This window comes from Hoeflea prorocentri (assembly GCF_027944115.1).
GTDB lineage: Bacteria > Pseudomonadota > Alphaproteobacteria > Rhizobiales > Rhizobiaceae > Hoeflea_A > Hoeflea_A prorocentri.
The window spans coordinates 1,160,593-1,173,850 of the sequence record NZ_JAPJZI010000001.1; the positions used below are offsets into that span (position 1 = coordinate 1,160,593).

The 13,258-nt window shown below is 58.7% G+C and carries 12 protein-coding genes; 1 reads left to right on the forward strand and 11 read right to left on the reverse strand.

The features are described 5' to 3' along the window. Positions 1–56 precede the first annotated feature (56 nt). On the reverse strand, positions 57–1,232 hold the full coding sequence (locus OQ273_RS05305; protein WP_267989431.1) for an NnrS family protein: 1,176 nt from the start codon (positions 1,230–1,232) through the stop codon (positions 57–59). A 602-nt stretch (positions 1,233–1,834) separates the two neighbouring features. On the opposite strand from OQ273_RS05305, the gene OQ273_RS05310 reads away from it, so the two are divergent. Next, positions 1,835–3,292: an adenylate/guanylate cyclase domain-containing protein gene (locus OQ273_RS05310; RefSeq protein ID WP_425493406.1), complete on the forward strand. Its 1,458-nt coding sequence runs from the start codon at positions 1,835–1,837 to the stop codon at positions 3,290–3,292. Between the two features lie 46 nt (positions 3,293–3,338). On the opposite strand, the gene OQ273_RS05315 is transcribed toward OQ273_RS05310, so the two are convergent. The 10 genes from OQ273_RS05315 to OQ273_RS05360 all read right to left on the reverse strand — a co-directional run bounded on the left by OQ273_RS05315 (position 3,339) and on the right by OQ273_RS05360 (position 13,160). After that, on the reverse strand, positions 3,339–4,787 hold the full coding sequence (locus OQ273_RS05315) for an aldehyde dehydrogenase family protein (RefSeq protein WP_267989433.1): 1,449 nt from the start codon (positions 4,785–4,787) through the stop codon (positions 3,339–3,341). Between the two features lie 11 nt (positions 4,788–4,798). Beyond that, positions 4,799–5,566 (reverse strand): SIS domain-containing protein, encoded by a 768-nt coding sequence (locus tag OQ273_RS05320; protein ID WP_267989434.1) that lies wholly within the window; start codon positions 5,564–5,566, stop codon positions 4,799–4,801. A 34-nt stretch (positions 5,567–5,600) separates the two neighbouring features. Next, complete coding sequence (locus tag OQ273_RS05325) at positions 5,601–6,338, reverse strand: phosphorylase family protein (protein WP_267989435.1); 738 nt, start codon at positions 6,336–6,338, stop codon at positions 5,601–5,603. Continuing rightward, a complete protein-coding gene (locus OQ273_RS05330) occupies positions 6,335–7,180 on the reverse strand; it encodes a carbohydrate kinase family protein (RefSeq protein ID WP_267989436.1) in 846 nt (281 codons plus the stop codon). The genes OQ273_RS05325 and OQ273_RS05330 overlap by 4 nt, the downstream gene beginning before the upstream one ends. Further along, entirely contained in the window at positions 7,177–7,731 is a 555-nt protein-coding gene (locus tag OQ273_RS05335) for a cysteine hydrolase family protein (RefSeq protein WP_267989437.1), read from the reverse strand. Before OQ273_RS05335 ends, OQ273_RS05330 begins: the two co-directional genes overlap by 4 nt. After that, positions 7,728–8,627 (reverse strand): ABC transporter permease, encoded by a 900-nt coding sequence (locus OQ273_RS05340; RefSeq protein ID WP_267989438.1) that lies wholly within the window; start codon positions 8,625–8,627, stop codon positions 7,728–7,730. The genes OQ273_RS05335 and OQ273_RS05340 overlap by 4 nt, the downstream gene beginning before the upstream one ends. Then, positions 8,624–9,685, reverse strand: a complete 1,062-nt coding sequence (locus OQ273_RS05345) for an ABC transporter permease (RefSeq protein WP_267989439.1) — start codon at positions 9,683–9,685, stop codon at positions 8,624–8,626. The genes OQ273_RS05340 and OQ273_RS05345 overlap by 4 nt, the downstream gene beginning before the upstream one ends. Further along, positions 9,678–11,252: an ABC transporter ATP-binding protein gene (locus tag OQ273_RS05350; protein ID WP_267989440.1), complete on the reverse strand. Its 1,575-nt coding sequence runs from the start codon at positions 11,250–11,252 to the stop codon at positions 9,678–9,680. The genes OQ273_RS05345 and OQ273_RS05350 overlap by 8 nt, the downstream gene beginning before the upstream one ends. A 64-nt stretch (positions 11,253–11,316) precedes the next feature. After that, positions 11,317–12,345 (reverse strand): BMP family lipoprotein, encoded by a 1,029-nt coding sequence (locus OQ273_RS05355; RefSeq protein WP_267989441.1) that lies wholly within the window; start codon positions 12,343–12,345, stop codon positions 11,317–11,319. Between the two features lie 2 nt (positions 12,346–12,347). After that, positions 12,348–13,160 carry a GntR family transcriptional regulator gene (locus tag OQ273_RS05360; protein WP_267989442.1) on the reverse strand — a complete coding sequence of 271 codons (813 nt, stop codon included), beginning with the start codon at positions 13,158–13,160 and terminating at the stop codon, positions 12,348–12,350. Positions 13,161–13,258 lie beyond the last annotated feature (98 nt).

The following is a 13,258-nucleotide window of genomic DNA, read 5'->3' on the forward strand; positions in this document are numbered from 1 at the left end:
TGTCAGTTTTTGGGGGCATTTGCCTTGACGATCGTCAAGTGAGTTGCCGGCTCTTGCTACAACTTTCGCGGCGTGATCAGGATCGGAAAGAACACCGAAACAAATATCGCGAAGGCGATGATCCAAAGGGCGCCTGATGTCAACGTTGCGATGTTGTACCAATCAAGACCCGCTATCGATCCCGAGGCGCGAAAAATGGCGGCGGCCGCGATCAACCCATAGGCAAGGGCGACAGAGCGAGGTGCGGTGAGGGGCAATCCGGCGTGCCCGAGAATTGCCCGGCTCATGACCGCAAGGGTCATACCGCCAACGGCCCCGATCCCAAGGAGATGCAGCGCAGCAACCTGACTGATCAAACCGAGATAGGCGAGGCCGAGTGCAAGGTAGCCGGCGGCAAGCATGGCAAAGCCGAGGTGCAGGCTCCACAGGATCGGTTTGTCGAGGCACCAGAGTGTGCGCCAACCTGCAAGGCGCAAAGCCTGCGACAGGCCGGTCACAATCGCCAGAACACCGATGGCACTCTCGGACGGAACGAAGACCAAAAGCAGCGGCAACAGGATCGCTGAGGCGATTGCCGTTGCGTCGAGCGGTTGAAACGATTGCGGAAGGTTCTCTTCCACACCGGCCCGGGTCATGGCGTTGCGGGTGAACGCTGGCGTTACTCTGCCGCCGATCACGACAATGACGGCAGTGACTGCAAGCAGCCCAAGGTGCAGGCCGGGCTCGACACCATCGGCTATCAGTCCCGTCCATTCCAGATGAACCAGAAGGTTGCCGCTCCAGATCATGGTCAATAGGACGAGAAACATCAGATTTTGCGGTTTGGGGCGTTTGACGAGCTGAGTCGCGATCTTGGCAGCAAGCACCGGCAGGAATGCCAGGTCGATGACGGCAACAATGAACGGATCGATATGGCCTGACCACCAGACGGCCAGGCGGCCGGCCAGCCATAGTCCGGAAACAGCCAGTATGAACGCGTGGCGGGCGGCCTTGGCTCCGGTCCAGTTGGGAACTGCGGTCAGGAAAAAGCCGCCCATCGCGGCCCCGGCATAGCCGAAGATCATTTCATGCGCATGCCACAGATGTGGTGCCGGCGCAAACGGCATGGATATGATCAGTCCGCCGGTCGCGTGAACTGCAAGCCATCCTTCCCAAAGTGCGATGGAAAATACCGCGAACAGCCCGGCGGCCAGGAAAAAGACCCTGAAACCGTCACCGAAAAGGGTTCGCAAGGCTGCTATCATCGGCACTGGCCCTTATTACAATTGGGGCAGGTTGGCCGCCAAGGAGTAGCCGTATCGTGATATTCGCCTCTCAGTGCGGCATCGAAATCGCGGTCCCTGCAATGTGAAGACCCTGTAGGCCAGGTGCCTGTCCATCCTTGACGAAAGTCAAGATGCTTCGCGGCTCCAGGGCCGAAACCTGACAGAGCCTGATGGATCACACGGATGGAAGGTGCCCTGAGGAGGTAGTGAAGCTTACATTGTGAGTTTTTGTTTGTCTTACCTCCGGCCCTTCGTGCTAAGACGGCTTGCACAATTGCCGCACCTGATTTTTGCGACATGTGCTGCTTTCGGTTGTTTTGCAAATCATCTGAATATTTTTGGTGCGTTCTTTAAAGGCACCCGGGGTCCTTATGAATACATCCGCCGAGAATGCCGGAAGCGCAGGCAAAGGAAGCCTGCCTTTGTCTGAAAACTCGAATGTGTTCGACAGAAGCAGCCGCCTCTTGCTTGAAAAGCCATACTGGATCGCCGTGGCCGTCGTGCTGGCGCTTATTCTCCTGCCGGTCGCCGTTTGGCTTGATCTCAGGCATCTGTCCAATGAGTCATTGATGCGACAGGCAAATGATCTCAATGCCGTCATATCAGAGATCCGCAGCTACTATGCCAGAAACGTTGTGGGACGCATTCAGCAAAACGGTGGCGAAACCACCATTGCTCACAATTACGAAGAGATTGACGGTGGCGTTCCCATTCCCGCGACGCTGTCGATTGAACTTGGAGCGATCGTCGGCACCAAGGGAGACAATATTCGTTATCGATTTGTGTCAGATGAGGTGTTTGAACGCCGGACGAGGCAAAGGCTTGACGCATTTGAAGCAGCGGCGCTGTCTTCGTTTCGTGAGGCGCACGCATCCGAAGGTGATACAGTTACCGAGATTTCCGGTTCACTGCTTGAGCGGCAGATCCGAATAGCGGTGCCTGTCATTATGGGGCAATCGTGTGTCACCTGCCACAACGGCCATCCCGAAAGCCCCAGAAAGGACTGGAAGGTCGGCGACGTTCGCGGCATTCAGGCGATTACGGTCGTTCAGCCGCTGGCCACAAATCTGTTCTCTTTTAAATATCTGCTCGCCTACCTGCTTGGGGCCGGTTTCGTGGGTATCGCCTTCATCGCGCTGCAATGGCGACAAGGCAAACAATTCCTGATCGTCAATAACGAACTGGAAGAGGCAAATTCCTTTCTGGCGTCCGTCTCCCTGAAAATATCAAAGTATTTGTCGCCACAAGTCTACAAGTCGATTTTCAGCGGTGAACGCGATGCCGTCATTTCGACTGAGCGCAAGAAACTGACGATCTTCTTTTCCGATATCAAGGATTTCACGGTGACAACCGAGCGATTGCAGCCGGAAGAACTCACCCGTCTCCTCAATGAGTATTTTACCGAAATGACCAGCATCGCCCAGGCGCATGGAGCAACGGTCGACAAATTCATCGGTGATGCGATCCTTGCCTTTTTCGGAGACCCTGAAACGAAAGGCGCGGCTGAAGATGCACGGGCCTGTTTGAATATGGCCATCGCAATGCAGCGACGCATGGCCGAGCTTTGCCAGGAATGGCGCAAGCGTGGGATCGAAAATCCTTTTCAGGTGCGCATGGGTATCAATACCGGCTATTGCAATGTCGGAAATTTCGGCAGTGAAGACCGCATGGACTATACAATCATCGGAGCGGAGGCGAACCTTGCCGCGCGGCTTCAGTCGATTGCGGAACCCGGAGGTATTGTCCTGAGCTACGAGACATTCGCGCTCGTCGACGACATGGTGCGCGCCCGTCCGCTGGAGCCGATTACGCTGAAGGGCATCAGCCGCAAAGTTGTGCCTTACGCGGTTGTAGACGTTCCTTCTGCAGAAACGAAACAGCAAGTGCTTGAGGAAAATACCGGACGGTTTCATCTCCGTGTGAATTTCGACGGAATGGAACTCAATGAAGAACGGCAGATCGAGGCGGCTTTGAAATCGGCCCTAGACCAGCTCAGGAGACGACGTCCGCAATCGGGTTCAGCATAACCCGCATTGCCAACCAGTTTGATGTCTTCTTTACGGCAGATGTAACTCAGGTTGCGCTGCGCAAGCGCATTTTGACGAGTTTCGGCTCCAGATAGGTCTCAAGCGCTTCCGGCCCCAGTTCACGGCCGTTACCGCTCATTTTCCAACCGCCAAATGGTGCCTGCAACTCGCTTACATCGTTGACATTGATGCCGACACCGCCACACTCGATCCGATCGGCGATGGTCCACATCCGATCGAGATCCTTGCCGTAAATATAGGCGGCGAGACCGTAGGTCGGACCATTGGCCATGTCGATCATTTCGTCCACATTTTCGAACGGAGCAACTGCGGCAAGGGGGCCGTAGGTTTCGCTGCACATCGGAAGCGAGTTGAGCGGGGCATCGCCGATGAGAGTTGGCCGATAGAAATGGCCCGCCGAAAAGGCGCTGTCCTCCGGACGCTTTCCGCCTGCCAGCAGCTTCCCGCCCTTTGCCAGTGCATCCGTCTTGTGTTGTTCCACACGCTCGATGACCGAGGCGTTCAGCACCGGTCCGTATTCGACGCCAGGGTCTATGCCGTGGCCAAGGACAGTTGCTTCGGTAAGCTCCGCCATGATCGAGCAAAACTCGCCATAGACGGATTTGTCGACCAGAACTCGATTCACGGTGATGCAGATCTGGCCCATGTTGGAGAAGGATCGCCGGTGGGCAGCTTTTGCCGCTTCCTGAAGATCGGCATCCGCCATCACGATGAGCGGCGCGTTGCCGCCAAGCTCGAGACAGAGTTTTTTCAGGTTCCCGGCCGCATTGCGCATGATGTCCTGACCGGCGGCGATGGAGGCGGTGGCGGACAAGGCCCGTATCCTGTCATGGCGGGCGAGGGCGGCGCCGGCAACCGGGCCATGCCCCGGTATATCGGCCAGTGCGCCGTCCGGTATGCCGGCTTCGTGCAGGCAATCGACAAGCATGGCGATTGCAAGGGGCGTTTCAGGCGGCGATTTGACAATCAGCGGACAACCGGCGGCAATCGCCGGACCCACCTTCCAGCAATAGAGGTCGACCGGGTAATTCCACGGCACGATTGCGGCGGCGACACCGATTGGATGGTAGGAAACGATATTCTTTATGCCCGGCGCCATGGCTGGCCTCAGCGTTCCCCAGATGCGGGTTGCTTCTTGGGCGTAGTAACGCAACACGGTCGCGCCGAAGAGGATTTCCTTCCGGTTGTCGGCAACTGGCTTGCCCTGTTCGCGCGTCAGCAACCGGGCCATGTCATCGGCGCGTTTCTCGATGAGATGCGCAGCCCGGTTGAGGATTGCGGCCCTTTCGTCGGGTAACATGGCCGCCATCTGCGGCGCCGCGCGTTCTGCTGCCTGCACCGCCTCATCAACCGTGCCCTCATCGGCCAGAAGGGTTGAGCCGACGTGGTCACCCGTTGCCGGATCCGCTATTGCGAGGCGCTCGAGCCCGGAACGCATTTGCCATTTGCCGTCAATAAATACACCGCGGTCCATACCGGTCTACCTCAACGCATCTTCAGCCGGCGCCAGAGCTCGGCGTAGTTTTTGTCGTTCTGCTTGTTGGCCTCGGCCTTTTCAGCCGTGTTGGGACTAACCATGACAAAGGGCTCATGGCCCTTTTCGACAAGGATTTCGGCAGTTGCGGCGTTGATGGCCTGACCAACAGCAATGGCGATGGATGTCGATGTCGCGCCGACCCGGTATTTCAGTCCCTCTATCTCAATTCCTGCATCGCCCTTCGGGACGCCTGTGTCGATGACGACATCGGCGAGTTCGAAAAGACGCTTGCCGCAGGTGTGGCGGGACGGCGTGGATGACGAGTGCGGCACGGAGGTCACGCCGATCAGTTTCATGCCGCGTTCCTTCGCATCGACGGCGATGTCGAGCGTCACCGCGTTCAAGCCGGAATGGGAGAAAATGAGCATGGCATCGCCCGGCACAGTCTGATGCGAGGACAAAATAGCGTCGCCATAGCCTTCCTGTCCGTGGATGAAGCGGTATTGCCTTGCACCGCCATCGCCGAGGACGCGGTGGAAGGAGATCATCGAGCTTTCGACGATGGGGCGAAATCCGGTAACCGTGCCGGTGCGCGGAAACATCTCCATCGCCGCGAAAGAGCCGTGCCCGGTCCCGAAGGTGAAGACGAGCTTGTCGTCCATGATTGCCGCTGCGCAGATTTCTGCGGCTTGCGAGATCGCGTCAGCCTGGGTGTCCGAAACTTTCTGCAGTCTTTCGATGACCGTGTTGAGGTAGCGCTGGGAGATATTCGTCATTGCGGCTCCGGTTTCCGTATGAAGTCCATCCGGTTCAGAGGAGGGATGAAAGCCCGTCGAGGGCGGTTTGAAAAAGCTGCTTCTCGCCTTGCGAGAGCTTTTCAAGCGGCAGCTTTTCCTGGGTGAGCGCGTCGACCGTGCCTAGGCAAAGGGTCGCACAGGAGACGTTGAGAGCGGTGGCGGCGGCAAGCAGCGCCGAGGTTTCCATATCGATGGCCAGGACATTCCGAGCGGCCAGTCTTTCACGGTTCGTGCTGGCCCTTGCACGCCCTTCTTCGTCTATGCCGAACATGTCCCGGTAAAAGGCGTCGAAGGTGGCATAAAGGCCGCGAATGGTCGAAAGGCCGTTGCGCGATGCTGCGTCGTCGATGGCATCGGCCAACCCGGTGTCGGCCATGAACGTGTCAGTGCCGCTAGCATAGGCTGCGGATGTGCCGTCAAAGCCGAGCGCTGCGTCGCTGATCATCAGATCACCCGGCTTGCCGGGCGCAAAATACATGGCTGTGCCAATGCGCAGGAAGCGCGTGACACCGAGGTCTGCCAGTTCGTGCAGCACGATTGTGGCGATGGGAGCACCCATGCCGAAGGCGGTGACGGTTATGGTTTTCCCGCCGAACCGGCCGGTGACGGTCTTCAAGCCGCGCGACACCGGGAGGAATGTCGGCTCCTCCAACAGCTGCGCTATCCGGTCTACGCGGTCGGGATCGCCGATGAGTATTGCCCGGTCGCCGATGTCCTCCGCACTGAGATCAAGATACCAGGCTCGTTTCATAACCGTCTCCTCGAAAGTCTTTGCCTCAGCAATGCTGCAACCTCCTCGATCCCCGTCGTCGCAGCAGCGACGGGATTGGTTTGTCCTGACATTTCAGCAGCGATGTAGGCGCCGGCCAGCGTATCGCCGGCGCCGGTGGTATCGCGCGCGTCCACCGCTGAAACGGGCACCACCGTGTCAATTCCCTGACCGCAAACGCGCACACCGTTCGGGCCGTTGGTTTCGACAACAATCGCGCTGCTGCCGACTTTGCCGATGAGAGAACGCTCAGATGCATTGCAGAAAATAACATCGGCTTGTGGCGAGAGGGCTTCAAGAACTGCCGGGGTGAAGCAGTTCAGGTCAGATTTGAGCACACAGTACAGGCGTGCGCCATCGGGGCGCAGGGACAGGATTTCCTGCATCAAATGCGGTGGCCCGACAGAGATGCAAAGATGCGTTGATGCCCGGATGAGGTCGCGCTGCGCCTGGTTGAGGCGTTCTTCGCCCGCCAGTGCCGGATCGAACAGGCAGGCACAAGTGCCGTCGGCCTGATAGGCCAGAACGGCGGACGGTGTCGGTCGTCCATCCAGCATGGCGACCCCGTCTATGCGGACATCGTTGTCATAGAGCTGATTTGTGTAGAATTTGCCGTCGGCCCCGCCACCGATCCATGTGACCGCATAGGCTGTCTCTCCGGCATTGGCCGCCGCCATGGCAACATAGGCCGGGCATCCGCCGAGCCTTGGCCATGCATCCGGATCGCGATGGTCCGCTATTGTCGTGCGGTCGCCGGCAATCTGGCCTGAAAGACCCATCACATAGTCGAGGCTCGCATAGCCGGTGACGACAAGCGTGCTCATGCCAGCAACTCCGCTGCTTCTTGCGTGGTGACAAGCCGGCCAAGGTAGCGCTCGATATCTTCCAACGAGGCGTCGGCAAGATGTTGCCTGTTGGAGTTTGTTGCGTCCTTGACGACGCAAACCTCAAAGCCGTGCGCAAATGCGTCCTGCGCCGTTGCGCGGACGCACACATTGGTTTTGACGCCGCAAAGGATCAGCCGTTCAACCGATTGCTCGGTCAGGAAAAGCGCCAGCTCCGTGGCGAAAAAGGCGCTGAACCGGCGTTTCTCGATTTCAATTTCCTGACCGTCGGAAAGAGGGCCGAAACCTTCGAAAAACTCCGCATGAAAACCGCCGCTGACGCAATGGCGCGGCAGGTGCTTGCTTTCAAAGTCATCGAAATTCCGGCGGTGCCGGTCGGCGACATGGACTATGAGCGTGCCTGTTGAACGGGCCTTGGCGATCAACGTCAGGCAGTTGTCAACGACGTCTTGTGCGCCGTCATAGTAGTTTTCGCCATCGGGATGGAGAAAGGAGTTCTGCATGTCGATGACGATCAGAGCGGTTTTCATGCCAGCTGATCCTTTGTCCTGCGATTGCGCCAGCCGGCGATGCACAGCGCCACCAAGACCATCAGATAGGGAATAGTTCCGATAAGTTTGGGTGGCAGCCCCGCCGTCTGCATACGGATCTGTGTTGCGTCCAGGAAGCCGAAGAGAAGGCAGACGAGGGCAGTGGTCACCGGCCGGTCGCGGCCGAAATAGAAAGCTGCCAGGGCGATGAAACCTCGCCCGGCGGTCAGGCCCTCATTAAAAAGGCCGATTGAGGCAAGGGCCAGATGTGCGCCTGCAAGGCCCGAGAAGAACCCGGCGAACATTGTCGTGCCGTCTTGTACCCTCAGCTCCGATATGCCCATCGCATGTGCGACCTTCGGCGCGTTGCCCGTGGCGCGGACCCGCAAGCCGGCGCGGGTATTGGCCAACGCCCATGGCAGGCAAAGGACTGTGAGCCAAGCGAAAATGGTGAGTGGGTCCAACCGTGAAAGGGTCAGTCCGACGATGGGGATATCCTTGACCCCGTCGCCGAATATATGGGGCAACAGGGCGACATCCTGCAGGCGGAGCGTTCCGCTGGAATCGTAGAACCAGTTGAGGATAAAGCCGAGCACACCGGCAACAAGAACGTTGAGACCGAGACCGGCGACGATCATATTGGCTCCGGCCCGGGTGATGACCAGCGAAAAGACGAGGCCGACCGATGCGCCAACGAATGCAGCAGCCAGTATTGCGGCAAACCAGTTTCCGGTAGCTGACGACACCACGACCGCAACGAACGCGCCTGCAAGCATCTTGGCGTCGAGTGCAATGTTGACGATGCCGCCCTGGCGATTGACCAGCCCGCCCATGGCAGCGAGCAGAATGGGGGTGGTGAGCGCTATCGAGGCGGCGAGAACCTGGTCGATAATCATTTGCTCCTCCGCCTGCGCAGAGCAAATCGTCCGATTTCCACGACCGCGAAGATCATCACGGTTCCTTCGATAATGTTGACGATATCGAGGGGAATATCGGAGAAGAGTTGAACGGTGGTTCCGGCAGATGCCAGCGCACCGAACAGGATGGCCCCAAGCAAGATACCGACCGCCGTGTTGCGCCCGAGAAGCGCGACGGCCATGCCGGTAAAGCCGTATCCGGGCGAGAAGCCGTCGGCGAAACGGTGCAACTGGCCAAGCGCGTGGGAGGCGCCGCCAATGCCGGCCACGATGCCAGACAGGATCATGACGGCAATGATTGTCCGGGGTATGGAGATGCCCACGGCGCGGGAGAAGCGTTTGTTGAGACCGACCAGCGCACTTTCGAAACCGTAAGCGGTGCGTGTCGACCACAGCCCGTAGGCGGCGAGGACAACGAGGCCGATCAGAAAGCCGCCATGCAATGTGGATGGCGGCAGAAGCCTTGGCAGTTGGGCGGCCTCGTGAACCAGCGGCGTAACATTGTTTCCGGAGATTTCGGACAGTAGAGGTCCGTTGACCAGATAACCCGTAATGCCGAGCGCGACGAAGTTGAGCATCAAGGTGGAGACGACTTCGTCCACATCGAAGCGCGCCAGCAGGTAGCCGGGGATATAAAGCCAGAGCGCGCCGCAGATCGCTGCGAACAGGAGCGCCAGCGGTATCAGGGAAAACCCGAAGGATGCGGAGAGCGAAAAGCCGATAAATGCACCGCACAGACCGCCGATCACAAAGGCGCCTTCCACGCCGACATTGAAGACGCCGGACCGGAAACAGACCGCCGTTGCCACCCCGGTAAAGAGCAATGGCGTTGCGGCTGAAAGCGTTGCGGAAATGCGTCGTGTCGAGCCGAATGACTCTTGCACCATGAGCGTGAAGGTATCCACGGGGTTCTGACCGACGGCAAGCAGAATGATAGACGCAACGACAAGGGCAACAATAAAGGGAAATGCCAGGCCGAAGCCGCGCTCAAGCCATGCTGCGAACCGGAATCTTTGCGGGAGCGCGACCTCAGACATGGGCTTCGCTCTTCAAAAGCATGAGTTTCCCTATGTCTGTGATATCGGTTTGCGCTGCCTGGCGTTCGCCGACGATCTGACCGCCTGCCATCACAAGAATACGGTCTGAGATTTCGAGAATCTCCTCCAGTTCCTCTGAAACGAGCAGCACGGCGCCGCCGGCGGCGCGGAACTGCCGCAAAATGGTGTGAATGGCGGCGATGCCGTTGAGATCGACGCCGCGTGTGGGTTGCGACACGATCAGCAAAGACGGGTCGGAAGCGATTTCCCGGGCAAAGACCAGTTTCTGCTGATTGCCGCCGGAAAGGCTGGAAACCGGATCGGCGACGTCGCCGTAGACGACGTTGAGTGCCTTCAGGCGCTTCAATGCCTCGCGTCGCAGAGCCGGCAGGCTGAGCATTATGCCACTCTTGAGCTGCCCGGATCGCTGGCTTCCGGCGATGACATTTGTCTGTATCGAAGCTGCAAGAGCCAGGCCCTCATGAGCCCGGTCGGCGCTGACATAGCTCATGCCGCGTGTGCGCCTGTCGCCGTTACTTTTTGAACTTATGTTCTCGCCCATGAGGCTGACGGAGCCGCCGCTTGCCGCCCGTAATCCGACAAGGCATTCGATCAATTCGTGCTGGCCGTTGCCCGAGACGCCGGCAATGCCGACGATTTCTCCGCGCCGCACCTCAAGATTGATGGCATGCAGCGGATGGGATTTGTCGAGGGCCGGTACATCAAGCTCCTTGACGTCGAGGACCACGTCGCCGGTTTCATGGTTGTCATCCGCTTGCTGCGGCGCTGCTTGTCGCTCGTTCCCGCCTATCACATGGCTTGCAATGGTGTTGATATCGGTTTCGGCAACGGCGCTTGAAAAGCAGATCTCGCCGCGCCGCATCACCGATACCTGATCCGCCAGAGCCATGACTTCCTTCAGCTTATGGCTGATGAACAGAATTGTGGTGCCGCCGTCGCGCAGTGTCTTGAGCAGGCCGATCAGATCGTCCACCTGCTGCGGCGCCAGGACTGCTGTCGGCTCATCAAGAATGAGGACTCGTGCGCCGCGCCGTAACAGCCGAACGATTTCAACAAATTGACGGATATGAACCGGCGTGCTGCCTGCCCGTCGGTCCCAGTCAATGTCTATGGATGCCTGTTTTGCCAACCGGTCCGCATCCCGGCGCGCCACGCCCCAGTCGATGCGGGAAAGAGGGCCGAGGGAAACGGCGGCTGGCTCGTCTCCCAGTACAAGGTTTTCCAGAAGCGTCAGGTCCGGGGCCAGCATGAATTCCTGGTGGACCATACCGATGCCGAGGCGGAATGCGTCCTGCGGGCCGGTCAGATAGACTGGTTGATCGTCGAGGACAACATGCCCGTCATCGGGTTGCTCCATGCCCTGCAGCATGCGCATGAGTGTCGATTTACCTGCGCCGTTTTCACCGACAATAGCGTGGATCTCATTGGGAGCGATGCTGAGCGTCACGTTGCGGTTCGCCTGAACTGCGCCATAACGCTTGCTGAGCGAAACGGCGCCGAGGCGAACGGAGATGTGCCTGTCTTCTGATTGTTGTTCAGTGTGCATCTGCGGCTTTATCGACCGAGTTAAAAAGGGCAAGCCGTGAGGCTTACCCTTCCGCCTTGGGAGGTTACTTGAAAAAGTCGGGATAACCCTGTGTGGACACGTCCCAAACCTCGATATCACCTGCGATGATACCGGCTTTGAGTTCGTCCACCTTTTTCAGGTAGTCGGCGGGAATCTTGTCTTTGGTGTGCTTCATGTCGGACAGTCCGACCCCGTTTTGAACCAGGCCGAAATCCATCACCTCGCCGCCGGGGAATGTGCCGGCTGCGTAATTGGCGAGGATGTCTTCAACAGCGACATCGACGCGCTTGACCATGCTGGTCAGAACGTTCCCCGGGGCCATGCCGTCCTGATCGGTGTCAACACCGATTGCGTATTTACCCGCCTGTTTGGCCGCTTCGATGATGCCGATACCGGTGCCGCCGGCGACCTGATAGACAATGTCTGCACCTTCATCGAACATGGCCTGCGCCATTTGCTGGCCCTTTGCCGGATCGCCGAAGGATTCGGAATAGGCGACTTTGACATCGATATCCGGGTTGATCGCCTTGGCGCCCTGGATATAGCCGACGATGAATTTGTCGATGCCCGGCGCCTTGACGCCGCCGATCACACCGATCACCGGTTCCGGGTTGATGCCGGGAATGGAGGTGTCGGTCGTCGCGAGAGCGGCGAGGGCACCTGCAAGGTATGAGCCTTCATGTTCGGCAAAGACAACGGAGGCCACATTGTCGCCCTCGCGGGTCTGGTTCATGATCACCCAGTTGGTGTCAGCATAGTCCTTGGCGATTTTTTCCATCGGCTCGCCATGGATCCATTCAAGGCTTATGACGAGGCCGAAGCCGCCATCTGCGGCGCGGCGCATGATCTCTTCACCCTGCGCGGCGACATCCTTGGATTCAATCGGCCGGCCTTCGATGCCGGTCTTTTCCAGGCCAGCCTTGAAGCCTGCATTGGCCGTGTCGTTCCATGAGCCGTCACCCAGGCCGCCCTGGGCGATGATGAGTGCTGCCGGTGGTTTGTCCGCTGCCAGGGCCGGCACCGTTGCCCATGACAGTGCGAGCGCGCTCGCGATTGCTGCCTTTTTCAACATTGTCATTCCTCCGATTGTGGTTTGATTAATCGCCCACCTGTACTGAGAACATTGGACTGCTGGCTTCCCGAAACGATGCTCGGGGCTGCGACAAGGTGCATGTCGCAGGTGTAATATTCGCCGAGATAGACGGCTTCGGCGGCCTCAATCAGTCTGCCGCCCGTGCCATAGCTGCGCCTGAAAACCACCATGACGGCTGCTGGCCCTTTCACCTGGAGCAGATCCGTTTCTTCCTGTGTGGCAAGGCGTGTTGCGACGCGTTCATGTGCTTCAACGACCCTGTAGCCAGCGGCTTCAAAGGCTTCATAAAGGGAGAAGGTGCCTGATTTCAGGGCCGTCTCGTCGTTGCCGTTCAGGGCTTCGACCCGAGAGGCCACCGCTGTGGGAATGATCGATCTGTGTACTGCGCAGGGCACGCCTTCGATCGAGCGTAGACGGGACAAAAATACCGCAGCCTCGTTGCACTGGAATTGAATGGCCTGTTCGGCGGAGGCCGGCCGAAGAGCGATCAACGATTGTTCGGTGCTGAAGCCTTCGCCTTTGGTTGATTGGGAAAAGCTCAAAAGCGAGCCGGCCCGCCGGTGCAGTGAGGGCCGGGCGACAAAACTGCCTGCACCCTGCCGGCGGTGGACGATCCCGTCGGTGACCAGTTGCTCGATGGCGCGCACCACCGTGCCTCGGCTGACGCCGTGGCGGGCGCATAGTTGTGTTTCGCTCGGCAGCTGATCACCCGGTTTGAACTCTCCGGACGATATCGCCTGACGAAGGTCTTCTGCCAGGGTCAGGTAGCGTGGTCCTGCATGTTGCTTCCTCATATCCGCACTGTAGCCTAATCAGTTGACTAGTCAAGTTGATGGCGATTGCGATGTTGTGGACGATTGGCGCTGAGGCTGGCTTGAAAAGGCGAGACTGA

Coding starts and splice junctions, on each gene's coding strand:
- OQ273_RS05360 (WP_267989442.1), bottom strand. CDS start 13,160: ATGAGGAAGCAACATGCAGGACCACGCTACCTGACCCTGGCAGAAGAC.
- OQ273_RS05325 (WP_267989435.1), bottom strand. CDS start 6,338: ATGAAACGAGCCTGGTATCTTGATCTCAGTGCGGAGGACATCGGCGAC.
- OQ273_RS05335 (WP_267989437.1), bottom strand. CDS start 7,731: ATGAAAACCGCTCTGATCGTCATCGACATGCAGAACTCCTTTCTCCAT.
- OQ273_RS05345 (WP_267989439.1), bottom strand. CDS start 9,685: ATGTCTGAGGTCGCGCTCCCGCAAAGATTCCGGTTCGCAGCATGGCTT.
- OQ273_RS05315 (WP_267989433.1), bottom strand. CDS start 4,787: ATGGACCGCGGTGTATTTATTGACGGCAAATGGCAAATGCGTTCCGGG.
- OQ273_RS05355 (WP_267989441.1), bottom strand. CDS start 12,345: ATGTTGAAAAAGGCAGCAATCGCGAGCGCGCTCGCACTGTCATGGGCA.
- OQ273_RS05340 (WP_267989438.1), bottom strand. CDS start 8,627: ATGATTATCGACCAGGTTCTCGCCGCCTCGATAGCGCTCACCACCCCC.
- OQ273_RS05310 (WP_425493406.1), top strand. CDS start 1,835: ATGCGACAGGCAAATGATCTCAATGCCGTCATATCAGAGATCCGCAGC.
- OQ273_RS05350 (WP_267989440.1), bottom strand. CDS start 11,252: ATGCACACTGAACAACAATCAGAAGACAGGCACATCTCCGTTCGCCTC.
- OQ273_RS05320 (WP_267989434.1), bottom strand. CDS start 5,566: ATGACGAATATCTCCCAGCGCTACCTCAACACGGTCATCGAAAGACTG.
- OQ273_RS05330 (WP_267989436.1), bottom strand. CDS start 7,180: ATGAGCACGCTTGTCGTCACCGGCTATGCGAGCCTCGACTATGTGATG.